Origin of the sequence: Rhodococcus sp. 14-2483-1-1 (genome assembly GCF_002259335.1) — a bacterium.
In the GTDB taxonomy this organism is placed as follows: Bacteria; Actinomycetota; Actinomycetes; order Mycobacteriales; family Mycobacteriaceae; genus Rhodococcoides.
This window is the reverse complement of record NZ_NPFX01000005.1, coordinates 26,640-43,733: the sequence shown is the minus strand read 5'-3', so window position 1 is coordinate 43,733 and position 17,094 is coordinate 26,640. Positions and strand designations below refer to the sequence as shown.

Below are 17,094 nucleotides of genomic sequence, written 5' to 3'. Positions count from 1 at the left end.
CATGAATGCCAGGCGTGCGGACCGTCGAACGAAGTCATGCCGCACGCGCTCGCAACTCCGTCAAGGTAGAAGCGAAAACGCCCGTTGGGCCGTGCGATACGTCGCAATACTCACCGTCTCGCCAGAAGAACACCGAGCGCGACAGTGGGCTCGGTGTGTCACGACTGAACATGTCGGCCAGCTCGGCGAGTGCGGCCACTGCCCCGAGTGCACTATCGGCATCGCTCGGCCTGTGAACGGCTAGTTCGTAGGCGCTGGGGACGGCGAACAAAAGGCCGTACAGGCACTCGCCGAGGTGCGTCGATATCAACGTGGGCATGTCTGCGACCTTCGACGCGAGGTAGATCGAATCGCCGCTCAGCACATGGACGTCGATGCCGTCCCTGCTGAGGATCTGGGCGTCCTCGAACTGCATCGCAGCCGTGTTGTGTCGGCCGGCAGCCCAGGCGGCCTGCAGGTCCCGGCCGACGAGATGCCGATCGGCCAGTGTCAGCGCTCGATTGGGAGACGACAGATTCAGCACACGCACCGGGGATCCGGGTGCGTCGACCAGGGGAACCGCGTAATCGTATTCGGCCAGTGTCTCGAGGGCGGTCGGTGCGACGACGCGCTCGCGCAACCTCGCATGGAACTCGTTGTCCGACAACGAGGTGATGAAGGTCGGGTCGGCTTCGCGCATCATCTCGATCATGACGTCGACATGGCTGTCGATGATGCTGTCCCACGCCGATCTGCCTGCCTTCGAGCAGCGGGCGAAAAGGTTCTCCAGCGGAAGGTGCGCGCCTGATCCCGTCGCCAGTGTTGTCGAATCCACGCGGTGAACCACTACCCCGCGCCTGCGGAACACCTCGATGGTCTTCATCCGCACGATTGCGAATGTGGTTGCGTGAACTGCACCGTAGTTCGGCAAAGACTGAAATTTCATGAAGATCCCCCCGGTCTGTGTGTGCTCTTGATGCGTTCGACGCGGCGGCTGCCACAATGGTTCCCATGCCGTCCAACGCTTCTGCAATCGGTCTCTGCAACTTCGTCGACGTCTCGCCGTCGCCGTTCCACGTCTGCAACACGGTGTCGGTGCAGCTCGAGGAGGCCGGTTTCGTTCGGCTCGACGAGATCGACGCCTGGCCGACCGAACCCGGTCGCTACTACTTGATCCGCGGCGGTTCTCTCGTCGCCTGGAGTACCGAGCGCGGTAATTCGAGTCGTTCCGCAGGCTCCACTCCTGATGGCCCGTTCCGCATCGTCGGCGGACACACCGACAGCCCCAACCTTCGCGTGAAGCAGCATCCCGATCTCGAATCGGCAGGCTGGCAGATGGTGGGCCTCGAACCGTACGGCGGTGCCTGGCTCAACTCCTGGCTCGATCGCGATCTGGGCATCTCCGGCCGGTTGAGTGTGCGTGACGGCAACGCTGCGCGCGAAGTGCTCGTCAAGGTGGACGAGCCGATCCTGCGAGTTCCGCAGCTGGCGATCCACCTGTCCGAGGACCGCAAGGGCGTCACCCTGGACCCGCAGCGACATGTCAATGCCATTTGGGGCGTGGGAAATTCACCGAAATCCTTCATCGCCTACGTCGCCGAGCGAGAAGGCGTCGACCCGCGTTCGGTACTGGGCTGGGAGCTGATGACACACGACCTCGCGCCCAGTGCCGTCGTGGGCGTGGAGTCCGAACTGGTCAGCGCGCCGCGTCTGGACAATCAGGGCACCTGCTACGCCGGAACTCAGGCTTTGCTTGCTGCAGTGGAGAATCCGACCGATGTGACGCCGGTGCTGGCACTGTTCGACCACGAGGAAGTCGGCAGCATGTCCAATCGCGGTGCGTTCTCGGATCTGCTGAACACCGTGCTCGAGCGCATCGTGCTCGGACGCGGCGGTGGGCGTGAGGAATTCCTCCGCACGATGGCCGGATCCATCTGTGCTTCAGGCGATATGGCGCACGCGACGCACCCGAACTACCCGGATCGGCACGAGCCCACGCATCGCATCGAGCTCGGCGGGGGACCGGTGCTGAAGGTCAACCAGAACCTGCGCTACGCAACGGACTCCGCCGGAGCAGGTGCCTTCGCGCTCGCCTGCGATCAGGCCGGAGTTCCTTTGCAGCGCTACGTGCATCGCGCCGATCTGCCCTGTGGATCGACTATCGGACCCATCACCGCGTCGCGCACCGGGCTGTCGACGGTGGACGTCGGGGCAGCGCAGCTGGCCATGCACTCTTCGCGAGAGTTGATGGGTGCCAACGACGTGAAGGCATACGCCGACGCGTTGGCGGCATTCCTCGCCCCTGCGCAGTAGCCGGCCAGTCGCAAACGCGCGCGCATTCGTCAGGTGCGCGTGGATTCGTGCCCGATTCGGTGGCTGTTCCGCTCGCGTCTGGCAAACGCGCGCGCGTTTGCGAGATCGGGGGGGTGAACAAGCGACCCGAACCCCGACGACTCGGCTAGACCGGATCGAGTTGCAGGCACGCATCCGCCGCGAGCCAGAACAACTGTTCGCGCACTGTTGTCGCCTTGGTCCAGCCGCGGTGATCCCAGTCGGCGGCGAGGGAGTCTCCCGCGTACAGCAGTTGCGCGAATCGAACTCCGCGGTATCGGGCCACCGCGCAGAAGGCCGATGCCTCCATGTCGACGGTTCGGCAGCCTTCCTCGACACGGCGCGACACTCGGCCACGCGTCTCGCGGTAGAGCGCGTCCGTCGTCCAGGAACGCCCGGTGACGAAGTCGATTCCGGCATCGGTGAGTACCGACTGGAGTACGGCCACACCTGCCGGGTCGGCGTCGACCACCCGTCCGGGCGGTAGGTAGTGGAACGAGGTGCCCTCGTCACGCAGGGCGCTGTCGACCACCATCACGTGTCCCATGCCCAGGTCGTCGGACAGGGCCCCCGCGCCACCGACGGCCACGAACTGCGTGCAGCCCATGGCGATGGCCTCTTCGAGGAACAGCGCAGCCAGTGGCGCTCCGACTCCGGGATGGAAGACGGCGAGCTTCTGTCCACCTCGTTCGATTTCGTAGACGGGGTGTTCGCCGTGCTCGGAGCGCATGACCGACACCACTCGGGCGTCGCCTTTCGCGCAGATGCTCTCGATCACCTCGGCGAAGAAACAGACGACGGCTTTCGGAGGTACGTCGACTCCCTTGGCCACCATCGACGGGTCGATGACGCCCGTTTCGTCCAGATCGTCCTCGGTCAGTGCGATGTCCATCAGGTGATGTTCGCACGAGGCCGATACGTCCGATGCCGTAGATGTCGGTGGCACCTTATAGACTCGCCCTGGCATTTCGCTCCATCGAAGGGACCTATTCCTCGTGTCCGCTAGCTCTGTACCCACAGACACTGTCTCCAACGCCGTCGCCACCCCCGACGTTGCGCAGCCGTACAAGGAACTCGGACTCAAGGACGACGAATACGTCCGCATCAAGGAAATTCTCGGCCGTCGGCCCACCGATGCCGAACTGGCGATGTACTCCGTCATGTGGAGCGAGCACTGCTCGTACAAGTCCTCCAAGGTGCACCTGAAGTACTTCGGCGAGACCACCACCGACGAGATGCGCAAGCCGATGCTCGCCGGCATCGGTGAGAACGCGGGCGTCGTCGACGTCGGCGACGGCTGGGCCGTCACGTTCAAGGTCGAGAGCCACAATCACCCGTCGTACGTCGAGCCCTACCAGGGTGCGGCGACCGGCGTCGGCGGCATCGTCCGCGACATCATGGCCATGGGTGCGCGCCCGATCGCCGTCATGGACCAGCTGCGATTCGGTGCTGCCGATGCACCCGATACGCGCCGCGTTCTGAGTGGCATCGTCGCAGGCGTCGGCGGTTACGGAAACTCCCTCGGCCTGCCGAACATCGGCGGCGAGACGGTGTTCGACGCCTCGTACGCCGGTAACCCTCTGCTCAACGCCCTGTGTGCCGGCGTCATGCGCGTCGAGGACATGCACCTGGCGTTCGCGTCGGGCCTGGGCAACAAGATCATTCTGTTCGGTGCCCGAACGGGTCTCGACGGGATCGGCGGCGTGTCCGTCCTCGCGTCGGAGACCTTCGACGGTGACGAGACCGGTGGCGGTAGGAAGAAGCTCCCCGCGGTGCAGGTGGGCGACCCGTTCACCGAGAAGGTGCTCATCGAAGCTTGCCTCGAGCTGTACTCGAACAAGCTGGTCGTCGGCATCCAGGACCTCGGCGGTGCCGGATTGTCTTGTGCCACTTCGGAACTCGCATCTGCGGGTAGTGGTGGCATGCATATCGAGCTGGAGAAGGTGCCGATGCGCGCCACCGGCATGACGCCCGCCGAGGTGCTCTCGAGCGAATCCCAGGAGCGCATGTGCGCCGTGGTGACGCCCGACAACGTCGATGCGTTCATGGCCGTCTGCAAGAAGTGGGACGTGCTGGCGACCGTCATCGGTGAGGTCACCGACGGTGAGCATCTGCAGATCACCTGGCACGGCGACACCGTCGTCGATGTTCCGCCGAAGACCGTTGCGCACGAGGGACCGGTGTACAACCGCCCGGTCCAGCGCCCGGACACCCAGGACGATCTGGTCGCGAACACCACGGCGTCGCTGCAGCGCCCGGAAACCGGGGACGAACTGAGGGCGACTCTGCTGAAGATGATCGGCTCGCCGCAGTTGTGCAGCCGTCGATTCATCACCGAGCAGTACGACCGTTACGTGCGCGGCAACACCGTTCTCGCCGAGAACGCCGATGCCGGCGTGATCCGAATCGACGAGAAGACCGGGCGCGGAATCGCTTTGGCCACCGACGCGTCGGGCCGTTACACCGCACTCGATCCCTACCAGGGTGCCCAGCTCGCACTCGCCGAGGCGTTCCGCAACGTCGCGGTCACCGGCGCGACACCCAAGGCCGTCACCAACTGCCTGAACTTCGGCTCGCCCGAGGATCCCGGTGTCATGTGGCAGTTCCAGCAGGCCGTGCGCGGACTGGCGGACGGCTGTGTGACCCTTGGCATCCCGGTCACCGGCGGCAACGTCAGCTTCTACAACCAGACCGGTGCCGAGCCGATCCTGCCGACCCCCGTCGTCGGTGTGCTCGGCGTGATCGACGACGTGCATCGCCGCATCCCCACCGGCCTCGGACTCGAGCCCGGCGAGACGCTGATCCTGCTGGGCGAGACCCACGACGAGTTCGACGGATCCATCTGGTCGCAGGTCGAGCACGATCACCTCGGCGGCGTTCCACCCAAGGTCGATCTGGCCCGCGAACAGTTGTTGGCCGACATTCTGCTGTCGTCCTCGCGCGACGGCCTGGTCTCGGCGGCACACGACCTGTCCGAGGGTGGTCTTGCGCAGGCAGTGGTGGAAGCGGCCCTGGCCGGTGAAACCGGTTGCCGCATCATCGTTCCCGAGGGTGCCGATCCGTTCGTCATGCTGTTCTCGGAGTCCTCGGGTCGCGTACTGGTCGCGGTGCCGCGCACGGAAGAGACCCGTTTCACCGCTATGTGCACTGCCCGCGGTCTGCCGTGGACGCGCATCGGTGTCGTCGACGAGGGTTCGGATTCCATCGAGGTGCAGGGGCAGTTCTCCGTCCCGATGGCGGAACTGCGTGAGACGTTCGAGAGCACTCTCCCCAGACTTTTCGGCTGACCGAGGTGGGGGGACAGACATCGGTCGGGGAACAGGCATCGGAGCGGCACGACAGAGAACTCGACGCTGCACTCGAACCGGATCAGCATCATCGGTACCACCTGCCGACCCTGGAATTCTCGGTTCCCTCGCCCGACAAGCATCCGTTCGTCATGTGGGCGTGGGGTCTGCTGCGCCTCGACTTCACCGGGATCGCGTTCAGCGCGTTGTTCTTCTGCTGGTCGCTGACTCCGTCGCTGCTTCCTCGCGGGTGGCTGTTCCAGGGCATCATCGGCGGTATCAACGCGGCCATCGGCTACGCCTTCGGTGTGGCGATCGGGTGGGCGGTGACGCGGTGGTGGTTGTCGTCCCGATCGTGGTGGCCGTTGCCGCGCGCGGTCGATCGCGCCGTCAAGATCGCTGTGCCTGTCGTGGCTGTCGCGGTGTCGATGATCATGCTGGCCATCTCTGCGGAATGGCAGCGTGAGCTCGCCGCACTGATGGACGCGGAGGGCACCACCACAACGGGTTACCTACGAACCGGGGCACTCAGCATCGCCATTGCGGCACTGCTGATTTCGCTGTGGCGGGTGTTGCGCGACGTCGTTCGACTGTTGGCCCGCCAGATCAACCGCGTGGTGAAGATGCCACGGGAAGTGGCCAATGCGCTCGGGGTCGTCCTCCTCGTCGTGCTCTCCGTCGCACTGGTTCAGGGCGTGCTGCTCCGTGCGGTCTCGGCGGTCACCAACTCGGCATTCAGTCTGCAGAACGACGAAACTCGGGATGGGGCAGAACAACCCGTCGCCGACGAGCGATCCGGCAGCCCGAACTCGTTGGCCCCGTGGGACACCCTGGGGTTCGAGGGTCGTAACTTCGTCTCCAGCGGTCTGCGCGCCGACGAGATGGAGCGGGCCACGGGCCGCCCGAGTCTCGAGCCGATTCGGGCATACGCAGGATTGGAAACCGCGGAGACCCAGGACGAACGACTCGACATCGTGGTCGCCGAACTCGAACGCACCGGGGCCTTCCAGCGGCAGGCCCTGATCGTCGTTCCGACGACGGGCACCGGGTGGGTGAATCCGACCGCTATCGAAGCGGAAGAGCTCATGTTCGACGGCGATGTCGCCACCGTCGCATCTCAGTATTCGTATCTGCCCAGCTGGATCTCGTTCATCGCCGAGGGCGACAAGGCGGCTCAGGCCGGCAAAGCGCTCATCGACAAGGTTCACGATCGCTGGCTGCTGGAGCCGGAGGCCACCCGCCCCAAGTTCTACGTGTACGGCGAGAGCCTCGGTACCCAGGCCGGGGAGGGTGCCTTCGACGGTCTGGCGGACATCAGGGCCGTCACCGACGGAGTCCTGTGGGTGGGTCCGCCGAACAACAACCGCATCTGGAGTCAGTTCGTCAGCCGACGTGATCCGGGAAGTCCCGAGGTTCGGCCGGTCTACTCCGAGGGGCTGACGGTTCGCTTCGCCGACAACTCGTCGGGCATCCCGCCGGAGGACCAACCGTGGTACGCACCGCGGATCCTGTACGTCCAGCACGCCTCGGATCCGGTGGTCTGGTGGTCGCCCGATCTGCTGTTCGAGCGTCCCGACTGGTTGTCCGAACCACCGGGGCCGGATCGGCTGCCGAGTATGCGATGGTTCCCGGTCGTCACGTTCTGGCAGGTGGCCGCCGACCTGACCAACGCCGCGGGCGTCCCCGACGGACACGGCCACAACTACGGAACCCTGGTGCTCGACGGTTGGGTCGCCGTCGCCGCACCCGAGGGCTGGACCGACCGCGACACCGAACGAGTCCGCGGAGTCATGGAGCAGTTCGCCGGGCGAGACGGTCCCGAGAAGTGAGCCGGTCCCGTGAGGCGAAGACCGCGCTACTGATCGGCGCCGCGACGACGGCGTGGAGCACGGTCGCGCTGCCGTCGACAGGTCTCGATGCCCGTGGACGGGCGGTGGCCAATGCCTCGTTCGCCGTGGCCGTCGCGTCGGTAACGGGCCGCAGCGCCGCGCAACTGGGATTGCGCAACTCTGCTGCCGGCCTGAAGTGGGGCGCTGCGGCGTCGGCGATTCCTGTCCTCGGATCTGCCGTCGTCGCCGCAATTCCAGCGCTGCGGCGTCGGGTCCGGCCGTCCGAGGACGAGCTGGCCGAGTGGGTGCTGTTTCGCATTCCCGTGGGAACGGTGCTCACCGAGGAGTTGCTGTTCCGTGGTGTGCTCGACGCCGCGTCGCCGGCCCTGTCGCCGATCTTCTTCGGCCTGTGGCACATTCACCCGGCCCGCGCTGCCGGAGACACAGTGATCGGAACGGTGCTGGCGACGACTGTGGCCGGTGTTGTCTTCTCATGGCTCAGGGCCCGCAGTGGGAGCGTGCTCGCACCGGCGCTGTTGCACTACTTCCTCAACACGAGTGGCGCTGTGCTGGCGCATCTCGCAGCGAACGACAGGAGTCGGTAGCAGTGCCACCGCACAAGGAAGTCAGCCCCGCCGAGGTGCGCGACGCAGTACTGGCGGTGGGGGACTGGATCAAGGGTGAGGCGGACAAACCGGCTCGCGCACAGATTGCCGCGGCAGTGCGGACCACCGCCAGAACTCTCGGCCAGAATGCGCCCGGATCCTCGGTGGAGGTACGCGTACCGCCGTTCGTTGCGGTGCAGTGCATCGTCGGGCCTCGTCATACTCGTGGAACTCCGCCGAACGTCGTCGAAACCGATGCTCTGACGTGGCTGCAGGTGGTGACCGGAACCCGGGATTTCGCCGAGGCCCTCGCCGACGGTTCCATCGATGCGTCCGGTAGCCGGGCGGCCGAAGTGGGCCGCTGGTTGCCGCTGCTGTCCATCAAGTGAGCCTGTCTGATCCGAGGGCGAATCGGACACTCGTTCACCTGATGGGAATCTCCCGTCCACACGATGCGTTGACTCCGGCCGTGTGCCCGTAGACTTGGGCACGGCCCCCCGCCCCGTACCCCCAAGGGAGCAATGCCCGTGACCAACGCCGATTTGTCGGTCGACAGTCCGAATCTTCTGCTAGGCAAACCCCTCGACGAACCGGAGAACGAGCCGCGCGAAGAGTGCGGAGTGTTCGGAGTATGGGCACCGGGCGAGGATGTGGCCAAGCTCTCCTATTACGGCCTCTATGCGCTGCAGCACCGTGGTCAAGAGGCTGCCGGCATCGCGGTGTCCGACGGTTCCCAGGTGCTGGTGTTCAAGGATCTCGGCCTCGTCAGCCAGGTGTTCGACGAGCAGACCCTGGGAGCTATGCCCGGGCATGTCGCCATCGGCCACTGCCGCTACTCCACCAGCGGGTCGGTCACGTGGGAGAACGCTCAGCCGATCTTCCGCACCACCACTGCGGGCACCGGGATTGCGCTCGGCCACAACGGAAATCTCGTGAATTTCGCCGAGCTCGCCACCAAGGCTCGTGACGCCGGCCTGATCAGCGATCGGCTGCAAGGAAACGGCACCTCGGATTCCGACGTGGTGACGGCGCTGATGGCCCACAAGGCCGCCGATTGCACCGTCGAGCAGGCGGCGATGGAGCTGTTGCCGCAGCTCAAAGGTGCCTTCTGCTTGACCTTCATGGACGAGCACACGCTCTACGCCGCCCGCGACCCGCACGGTGTCCGTCCACTGTGCCTCGGCCGCCTCGATCGCGGCTGGGTGGTTGCCAGTGAGACGGCCGCGCTCGACATCGTCGGTGCCGCGTTCGTTCGAGACATCGAGCCCGGCGAGCTGCTCGCGATCGATGCCGACGGCGTTCGGTCGTCGCGTTTTGCCGCTCCCGAGCCCAAGGGATGCGTGTTCGAGTACGTCTACCTCGCACGACCCGACAGTGTGATCGGCGGCCGTTCGGTGCACTCGACCCGCGTCGAGATCGGACGACGGCTCGCCAAGGAGCATCCGGCCGAGGGCGATCTGGTGATTCCGGTGCCCGAGAGCGGAACTCCCGCTGCGGTCGGTTTCGCTCAGGGCTCCGGCATTCCCTACGGCCAGGGCCTGATGAAGAACGCCTACGTGGGCCGCACGTTCATTCAGCCGTCGCAGACCATTCGTCAGCTCGGCATCCGGCTCAAACTCAATCCCCTCAAAGAGGTCATTCGGGGCAAAAGGCTGGTGGTGGTGGACGATTCGATCGTCCGCGGCAATACCCAGCGTGCGCTGATCAGGATGCTGCGAGAAGCCGGTGCGCTCGAGATTCACGTCCGCATCGCGTCCCCACCGGTGCGTTGGCCCTGCTTCTACGGCATCGACTTCGCTTCTCCCGCAGAGCTGATCGCCAACGGCGTCGACTCCGAGGACGGGATTCTCGAAGGCGTCCGCCAGGCCATCGGTGCCGATTCGCTGGGGTACATCTCCATCGATGGCATGATCGCGGCGTCGGAGCAGCCCGAATCGCGGTTGTGTGCAGCATGTTTCACCGGTAAGTACCCGATCGATCTGCCCGCCGACAATGCGCTCGGCAAGCACGTTCTCGAGGGTCTACTGGCGTCGGCGGCCGGGCAGCCGGTGGCCAACGACGCAAATGTGAGCGCTCTCAGTCGCCCTTGACCTGGTCGTTTCCTCCAGGGAACAGCAGGGTTTTCTCAATGCCACATATTGGAAACAGTCCATCGGTACTGTCCCGAGTTACATAGGACACACCGATTTGGATAGAGGCATCAGATGACCCTGTCGCCCGACGACGGACGCATGCTGCGCTACAGCGCCGCATCCAAGACCGCTGTGCGTAAGCACGGCAAGAAGACCGCTGCAGTGGCAGCACTGTCGGTACTTGCACTGACGGCCGCTGCGTGCGGCTCGGGACGCACCGACGCAGGCGGATCCGGTGACGGCGGCGGAGACACCATCACCGTCGGCACCACCGACCAGGTGACCTCGCTCGACCCGGCCGGCTCGTACGACAACGGCTCGTTCATGGTGATGAACCAGACGTACCCCTTCCTGATGAACTTCGCGCCCGGCAGCTCCGAGCTCGAGCCCGATGTCGCCGAAAGCTGCGATTTCGCCGAGCCGACCGTCTACAAGTGCACGCTCAAGGACGACCTGACGTTCGCGAACGGCAACCCGCTGACGAGCGAGAGCGTGAAGTTCTCGTTCGACCGGATCGTCGCGATCAACGATCCCAACGGGCCTGCGTCGCTGTTGACCAACCTCGACAGCATCGCGACGCCCGACGAGAAGACCGTCGAGTTCACGCTGAAGGCAGCGAACGATCAGACGTTCCCGCAGATCTTGGCGACACCGGCAGGTCCGATCGTCGACCAGACGGTGTTCCCGGCCGACAAGATCCTCGACGACGACGCCATCGTGGCGGGTACCCCGTTCGCCGGTCCGTACTCGATCTCGAGCTACGCCAAGAACTCCCTCGTCAGCTTTACCGCGAACGGTGATTACAAGGGCATCCTCGGGACGCCGAAGACGTCGTCGATCAACACGAAGTACTACACCAGCTCCGACAACCTCAAGCTCGACGTGCAGAACAAGGCCATCGATGTCGCGTGGCGCTCGTTGACGCCGACGGACGTCGAATCTCTCGGCGGGGTGGACGGTCTCACCGTGCACGAGGGACCCGGCGGCGAATCGCGCTACATGGTCTTCAACATGAACACGATGCCCGGCGACACCCCCGACCAGAAGCTGGCCGTACGCAAGGCAATTGCGGCCTCGGTCGATCGTCAGGCGCTGTCCGACGGCGTCTACAAGGGCACCTACACCCCGCTGTACTCCGTCGTCCCCACCGGCTTGGCCGGTGCGAACACCGCGTACGGCGATGTCTACGGCACCACGCCCAACCGCGACGAGGCAGCCGGATTCCTTTCTGCCGCAGGCGTTGCCACCCCGGTGCAGCTCAACCTGCAGTACAACCCGGACCACTACGGTTCGTCCTCGAGCGAGGAATACGCCGCGATCAAGAGTCAGCTCGACGCGACCGGCCTGTTCAACGTGAACCTGCAGTCCACCGAGTGGAGCACGTACACCAAGGAACGCGTCGCCGACGCGTACCCGGTGTATCAGCTGGGTTGGTTCCCGGACTACCCCGACGCAGACAACTATCTGACGCCGTTCTTCGCGCCGGACAACTTCTTGCAGTCGCACTTCGAGAGCCCGGCCATCACGTCACTGCTCGATCTCGAGCGCACGACGGCCGACGAGAATGCTCGGATGCAGATCATCGGCCAGATCCAGACCGAGCTCGCGACGAACTACCTGCCGACGCTTCCGCTGTTGGAGGGCAAGCAGATCGCCGTCGCCACCGATGCGATCAGCGGCGTGGACGAGACGCTCGACGCCTCGTTCAAGTTCCGGTTCGTCACGCTCGCCAAGAGCTGACGGCGTGCCCACTACCGACAGCACGACGGTAGAGGGCGAGAAGCAAGCACAGCAGGCGAGCGCGCCGTCACGGTACGGCGCGCTCGCCCGTTATCTCGGGGTCAGATTTCTGCTGATCATTCCGACTGCCTGGATTCTCGTCACCGTTGTCTTCTTTCTGATGCGGGTGATCGGTGATCCGATCACGGCGGCCCTCGGTGGCCGCCTTCCTGCCGAACAGATCGCCCAGCGCAAGGCCGAGGCCGGCTACGACCGGCCGATTCTGACGCAGTACTGGGAGTACCTGACCGGCTTGCTGCGTGGCGATTTCGGCCGTTCCGCGACCGACAACCGCGCGATCAGCGACGTCCTGCTCGTCAACGGTGCAGCCACTCTGGAACTGGCCTTCTGGGCTCTGCTGGTGGCCTTCGCCGTCGGTATCCCGCTCGGGTTCTTCGCCGCTACTCATCGCGACCGGTTCGGCGACGCCTCGTTGCGGATCTTCGCCATCCTCGCGTACGCGGCACCGGTGTTCTTCGTCGGAATGCTGCTCAAGCTGCTGTTCGCAGTCAAGCTCGGTTGGCTCCCGGTGGCCGGACGAGCCAGCACCAATGTGGAACTGGCACTGCAGAACGTCTCGCCCAAGACCAACATCCTGATCGTCGATTCGTTCCTGTACGGCGAGTCGAGCTACACCATCGACGTGCTCGAGCACGCTGTGCTGCCTGCTCTCGCTCTCGGCCTGTTGACGGCCGGCGTATTCCTGCGGCTGGTGCGCGTCAACCTGATTCAGACGCTGCAGGCACCGTTCGTCGATGCCGCTCGCGCTCGAGGGTTGAGCGAGGGGACGGTGACGAGAAGACACGCGTTTCGCAACGCGATGATCCCCATCGTCACCGTCATCGGCCTGCAGATCGCCGTGCTGCTCGGCGGCGCTGTGCTCACCGAAACCACCTTCGAGTGGCAGGGCCTGGGATACGAACTCGCCCGGTACCTGCAGGCGCGCGATTTTGTTGCGGTGCAAGGCATCGTGACGTTCCTGGCCGTGGTGGTCGCCGTCGTCAGCTTCGTCACCGACGCGATCGTTGCACTCATCGACCCGAGAGTGAGGTTCTGATGAGCACCGAAGTCGTGCTGTCCGACGTACCTCCCACCCGTCCACACCGTCGAGGATTTCCCGGCGTCGCGTTCGTCAAGTCCACCTCGGGATTGCAACGCGTCACGTTGATCGTCGGCTTGGCCCTGATGGTGGGGTTCGTCATCGCGGCGGTGTTCGCGCCGCTTCTCGCGCCGTACGGGTTCTCGCAGACCAGCGATGCCGGGCAGGATTTTGCTCGCCAAGCGGCTCCGTCCGCCGAGCACTGGTTCGGTACCTCGGTCCGCGGCGAGGATGTGTTCTCGCGGGTGATCTACGGTGCCAGAACAGCATTGATGGTGATTGCCTCGTCGTTGATTCTCTCGCTGATCATCGGCGTTCCTCTCGGGCTTGCCTCGGGATACATCGGACGCTGGTTCGACCGCGTGCTCGTGCTGTTCATGGACGCGATGTACGCATTCCCGTCTCTGCTTCTCGCGGTGGTCATCTCGATCGTCGTGGCAGGTGGTCAGTCGTCGAGCTTCGGTGGCATCGCATCCGCGGCCATCGCCATCACGGCCATCTTCGTCCCGCAGTACTTCCGTGTGGTCCGCAACGCCACGGTAGCGGTCAAGACCGAACCGTACGTCGATGCCGCACGGGTCACCGGCGCAGGCACTCCTCGAATCCTGTTCCGCCACATCCTCGCCAACGTGGTGCAGACGCTGCCGGTCATCATCACCCTCAACGGGGCCGAGGCCATCCTGACCCTGGCCGGACTCGGGTTCCTCGGATTCGGCATCGAACCCACCTCCGCCTCGGAATGGGGATACGACATCAACAAGGCCCTGCCCGATATCTCCAACGGCATCTGGTGGACGTCGGTGTTCCCGGGCCTCGGCATCGTGCTGGTGGTTCTCGGTTTGACCATGGTGGGCGAAAGTGCAAGCGAGACACTCAATCCGCTGCTACGCACCCGCAAGAAATTCAAGAAGGCGGTGAAGGTATGACATCGAGCGTTGCGACTCCACGAGAGTCCGCACTGTCGGTGAAGTCGTTGTCCGTCACGTTCCTCACCGATGCCGGCGAGGTCGATGCCGTCACCGAGGTCTCCTTCGAGGTGTATCCCGGTGAGGTATTGGCCGTGGTGGGGGAGTCCGGCTCGGGCAAGTCCGTCAGCGTCCGTTCCGCCATCGGACTGTTGCCCGACACCGCACGCGTCGAGGGACACGTGGTGCTCGGTGGCCAGGACGTGACGAGGCTGAGCAACAAAGCGTGGGCGCAGATGCGCGGCAACAAGATTTCGATGGTGTTCCAGGAACCGGGCAGTGCTCTGGATCCGCTGTTCACCATCGGATATCAGATCGTCGAGGCACTGCGTGCGCATCCCAGGAGTGGAGCCGGCGGAACGACCAGTGAAGGCAGCCGCGCGGACGGTAAGCGGATGTCGGCGAAGGATGCCAAGACACGGGCCATCGAATTGCTGACGATGGTGGGCTTGCCCAACCCCGAGCAGCGCTTCTCGTACTACCCGCACGAGCTCTCCGGTGGGCAGAAGCAACGCGTGATGATCGCGATTGCCATCTCGTGTGAGGCGAAGGTCATCATCGCCGACGAGCCGACCACCGCCCTCGACGTCACGGTGCAGGCCGAAATCCTCGAACTGCTACGTGATCTCAAGGATCGGCTCGGCTGCGCCATCGTGCTCATCACCCACAGCATGGGCGTCGTGTCCGATCTGGCGGACCGCGTCGTCGTCATGCAGAACGGTCGCGTCGTCGAGGAAGCGCCGGTGGCTCAGTTGTTCGACGCCCCCGCGGACGACTACACCAAGAAGCTGCTGGCCGCGGTGCCGACTCTCGCCGCGGTGGAGTCGGACAAGACCGTCGACACCTCGGGCGAACCGGTACTCGAGGTGTCGCGGCTGGTGGTGCAGTTCTCCGGTGGTGTCGGCTCCCCGGCGTTCCGGGCGGTCGACGACGTCTCACTCACCATTCACCGCGGCGAGACCCTCGGCTTGGTGGGTGAATCCGGCTCGGGTAAATCGACCATCGGCAGATGTGTTGCGGCACTGCAGAAGCCGACAAGCGGCAGCGTGACGGTGATGGGTCGGAACATTGCCGGCGTCAGTGAACGCAAGCTCAAGCCCCTGCGCAAACGCTTCGGCTTCGTCTTCCAGGACCCGTCGGCGTCACTGAATCCGCGACTGACCGTCGGACAATGTATCGCCGAGCCGATGATCGTGCACAAGTACGGCTCCAAGGATGCGATCGCGGCGAGGACGACCGAACTGCTCGACGCCGTGCAATTGCCGTCGGGCACCGACAAGCGGTACCCGCACGAGCTGTCCGGTGGACAGCGGCAGCGCGTCAGCCTGGCGCGCGCACTGGTGCTGGGTCCGGATCTGGTGGTGGCGGACGAGCCGACCAGTGCACTCGACGTCTCGGTGCAGGCAGCAGTGCTGGACTTGTTCGAGGCGCTACAGCAGGAATTCGGTTTCGCGTGCCTGTTCATCAGCCACGACCTCGCCGTGGTGGACCGCGTCGCGCATCGTGTGGTGGTGCTACGCAACGGGGGAATCGTCGAAGAGGGAACGCCGTGGAAGATTCTGCGATCCCCGGAGGCGGACTACACCAAGAAGCTGTTGGCCGCGATTCCCGGCAAGCGCCTGCACACGTGAGTTCTTCTCCTGACCGGGCACTCCGGTACCGTTGGGGCCGCGCCGCACCGGGCGCTGACATGAACTAGTACACAGGCTGGAGCCGAATGACCGAGGAATCCCAACCCACGAGCGCAACTCACTCGGGCGGTGCCTCCTACGCGGCGGCCGGGGTCGACATCGCCGCAGGAGACCGAGCAGTGCAGCTGTTCGCGCCGCTCGCCAAGAAGGCCAGCAGGCCCGAGGTCATGGGCGGTCTCGGCGGTTTCGCCGGTCTCTTCGCACTCAAGGGCGACTACCGTGAGCCGGTCCTGGCGGCCTCGACCGACGGCGTCGGCACCAAGGTCGCCGTGGCGCAGGCCCTCGGAAAGCACGACACACTGGGCCTCGACCTGGTGGCCATGGTCGTCGACGATCTTGTCGTCTGCGGAGCCGAGCCGCTCTTCCTGCAGGACTACATCGCCGTGGGCCGTGTCGTTCCCGAGCAGGTCGCAGAGCTGGTCAAGGGCATCGCCGAGGGCTGCATCATCGCCGGCTGCGCACTGCTCGGCGGCGAGACGGCCGAACACCCGGGGCTGATGGCCGACGGTGATTACGACCTCTCGGCCACGGGCATCGGCGTCGTCGAGGCGGATTCGATCCTCGGCCCCGAGCGGGTGCGTCCCGGTGACGTCGTCATCGGCATGGGATCGTCCGGCCTGCACTCCAACGGATATTCGTTGGCTCGCAAGGTGCTGCTCGAGATCAACCACATGGACCTCGGCGGACACGTCGAGGAGTTCGGCCGCACTCTCGGTGAGGAGCTGCTCGAACCCACCAAGATCTACGCCAAGGACTGCCTCGCGCTCGCAGCCGAGACCGACGTGCGTACGTTCTGCCACGTCACCGGCGGCGGACTGGCCAACAACCTCTCCCGGGTGATGCCCGAGGGCCTGGTGGCCGAACTGGACCGCACCACGTGGAGCCCGGCTCCGATCTTCTCGCTGATCGCGCAGCGCGGACGCGTCGAGCGGGCCGAGATGGAGCAGACGTTCAACATGGGTGTCGGCATGGTCGCGATCGTCGCTCCCGAGGACGTCGACCGCGCACTGGCCGTGCTCACCGCACGTCACATCGATTGCTGGACACTGGGCACGGTGAAGAAGGCAACCGGCAAGGACGTTGCCGACGAGCGCGCGCTGTTGCTGGGTAACCACCCGAGGTTCTGATCGGGGCGTTACCGCACGAACAAATGAGGGGGAGCCGCTAAGCGGCTCCCCCTCAGTCGTTCAGTGCACAGTACTAGCGTCGCCAGTCCTCGTACTCGTCTTCCTCGACTCGGGAATGCACATCCGAGTCAGAGTGGATGCCACGATGGGAGTTGGACGAACCACCGGAGAGTTCTTTCTGCAGACTCTCCAAGTCCGTTGTCGGCGAGCTGTACTTGAGCTCACGAGCGACCTTTGTCTGCTTTGCCTTAGCCCTGCCTCGGCCCATGG

14 protein-coding genes are annotated in these 17,094 nt (G+C 64.9%); 11 read left to right on the top strand and 3 right to left on the bottom strand.

What is annotated here, in order from left to right; all coding sequences use genetic code 11:
- Positions 1 to 34 precede the first annotated feature (34 nt).
- Positions 35 to 925, bottom strand: a complete 891-nt coding sequence (locus tag CH294_RS03805; protein ID WP_032405766.1) for a hypothetical protein — start codon at positions 923 to 925, stop codon at positions 35 to 37.
- A 65-nt stretch (positions 926 to 990) separates the two neighbouring features.
- Between CH294_RS03805 and CH294_RS03800 the strand changes: the two genes are divergently transcribed.
- Entirely contained in the window at positions 991 to 2,292 is a 1,302-nt protein-coding gene (locus CH294_RS03800; RefSeq protein ID WP_170944575.1) for a M18 family aminopeptidase, read from the top strand.
- A gap of 145 nt (positions 2,293 to 2,437) precedes the next feature.
- Here CH294_RS03800 and CH294_RS03795 read toward each other — a convergent pair whose 3' ends face one another.
- Positions 2,438 to 3,202, bottom strand: coding sequence for a nucleoside phosphorylase (locus CH294_RS03795; RefSeq protein ID WP_249305028.1), 765 nt, complete (start codon positions 3,200 to 3,202; stop codon positions 2,438 to 2,440).
- 103 nt (positions 3,203 to 3,305) lie between these two features.
- Between CH294_RS03795 and purL the strand changes: the two genes are divergently transcribed.
- The 10 genes from purL (at position 3,306) to purM (ending at position 16,824) form a co-directional block, all read left to right on the top strand.
- The gene (purL, locus tag CH294_RS03790) at positions 3,306 to 5,597 is read left to right on the top strand and encodes a phosphoribosylformylglycinamidine synthase subunit PurL (protein WP_094737046.1); all 2,292 of its coding nucleotides are present in this window, start codon (positions 3,306 to 3,308) and stop codon (positions 5,595 to 5,597) included.
- 110 nt (positions 5,598 to 5,707) lie between these two features.
- Positions 5,708 to 7,426 carry an alpha/beta hydrolase gene (locus CH294_RS03785; RefSeq protein ID WP_249305060.1) on the top strand — a complete coding sequence of 573 codons (1,719 nt, stop codon included), beginning with the start codon at positions 5,708 to 5,710 and terminating at the stop codon, positions 7,424 to 7,426.
- The gene (locus CH294_RS03780) at positions 7,423 to 8,031 is read left to right on the top strand and encodes a CPBP family intramembrane glutamic endopeptidase (protein ID WP_094737044.1); all 609 of its coding nucleotides are present in this window, start codon (positions 7,423 to 7,425) and stop codon (positions 8,029 to 8,031) included. Before CH294_RS03785 ends, CH294_RS03780 begins: the two co-directional genes overlap by 4 nt.
- A gap of 2 nt (positions 8,032 to 8,033) precedes the next feature.
- A complete protein-coding gene (locus CH294_RS03775) occupies positions 8,034 to 8,420 on the top strand; it encodes a sterol carrier family protein (RefSeq protein ID WP_032376375.1) in 387 nt (128 codons plus the stop codon).
- A 138-nt stretch (positions 8,421 to 8,558) separates the two neighbouring features.
- Positions 8,559 to 10,121, top strand: a complete 1,563-nt coding sequence (gene purF / locus CH294_RS03770) for an amidophosphoribosyltransferase (RefSeq protein WP_032406013.1) — start codon at positions 8,559 to 8,561, stop codon at positions 10,119 to 10,121.
- 114 nt (positions 10,122 to 10,235) lie between these two features.
- Complete coding sequence (locus CH294_RS03765) at positions 10,236 to 11,903, top strand: ABC transporter substrate-binding protein (RefSeq protein WP_249305026.1); 1,668 nt, start codon at positions 10,236 to 10,238, stop codon at positions 11,901 to 11,903.
- A gap of 4 nt (positions 11,904 to 11,907) precedes the next feature.
- On the top strand, positions 11,908 to 12,999 hold the full coding sequence (locus CH294_RS03760; protein WP_052064772.1) for an ABC transporter permease: 1,092 nt from the start codon (positions 11,908 to 11,910) through the stop codon (positions 12,997 to 12,999).
- Positions 12,999 to 13,967 carry an ABC transporter permease gene (locus tag CH294_RS03755; RefSeq protein ID WP_032376376.1) on the top strand — a complete coding sequence of 323 codons (969 nt, stop codon included), beginning with the start codon at positions 12,999 to 13,001 and terminating at the stop codon, positions 13,965 to 13,967. Before CH294_RS03760 ends, CH294_RS03755 begins: the two co-directional genes overlap by 1 nt.
- Positions 13,964 to 15,637: an ABC transporter ATP-binding protein gene (locus CH294_RS27970; protein WP_094737043.1), complete on the top strand. Its 1,674-nt coding sequence runs from the start codon at positions 13,964 to 13,966 to the stop codon at positions 15,635 to 15,637. The genes CH294_RS03755 and CH294_RS27970 overlap by 4 nt, the downstream gene beginning before the upstream one ends.
- Before the next feature lie 86 nt (positions 15,638 to 15,723).
- On the top strand, positions 15,724 to 16,824 hold the full coding sequence (gene purM, locus CH294_RS03745) for a phosphoribosylformylglycinamidine cyclo-ligase (protein ID WP_032376541.1): 1,101 nt from the start codon (positions 15,724 to 15,726) through the stop codon (positions 16,822 to 16,824).
- A 73-nt stretch (positions 16,825 to 16,897) separates the two neighbouring features.
- Here purM and CH294_RS03740 read toward each other — a convergent pair whose 3' ends face one another.
- Complete coding sequence (locus tag CH294_RS03740; protein WP_008719426.1) at positions 16,898 to 17,092, bottom strand: DUF3073 domain-containing protein; 195 nt, start codon at positions 17,090 to 17,092, stop codon at positions 16,898 to 16,900.
- Positions 17,093 to 17,094 lie beyond the last annotated feature (2 nt).

Coding starts and splice junctions, on each gene's coding strand:
- CH294_RS03765 (WP_249305026.1), top strand. CDS start 10,236: ATGACCCTGTCGCCCGACGACGGACGCATGCTGCGCTACAGCGCCGCA.
- CH294_RS03805 (WP_032405766.1), bottom strand. CDS start 925: ATGAAATTTCAGTCTTTGCCGAACTACGGTGCAGTTCACGCAACCACA.
- CH294_RS03755 (WP_032376376.1), top strand. CDS start 12,999: ATGAGCACCGAAGTCGTGCTGTCCGACGTACCTCCCACCCGTCCACAC.
- purM (WP_032376541.1), top strand. CDS start 15,724: ATGACCGAGGAATCCCAACCCACGAGCGCAACTCACTCGGGCGGTGCC.
- CH294_RS03740 (WP_008719426.1), bottom strand. CDS start 17,092: ATGGGCCGAGGCAGGGCTAAGGCAAAGCAGACAAAGGTCGCTCGTGAG.
- CH294_RS27970 (WP_094737043.1), top strand. CDS start 13,964: ATGACATCGAGCGTTGCGACTCCACGAGAGTCCGCACTGTCGGTGAAG.
- CH294_RS03795 (WP_249305028.1), bottom strand. CDS start 3,202: ATGGACATCGCACTGACCGAGGACGATCTGGACGAAACGGGCGTCATC.
- CH294_RS03800 (WP_170944575.1), top strand. CDS start 991: ATGCCGTCCAACGCTTCTGCAATCGGTCTCTGCAACTTCGTCGACGTC.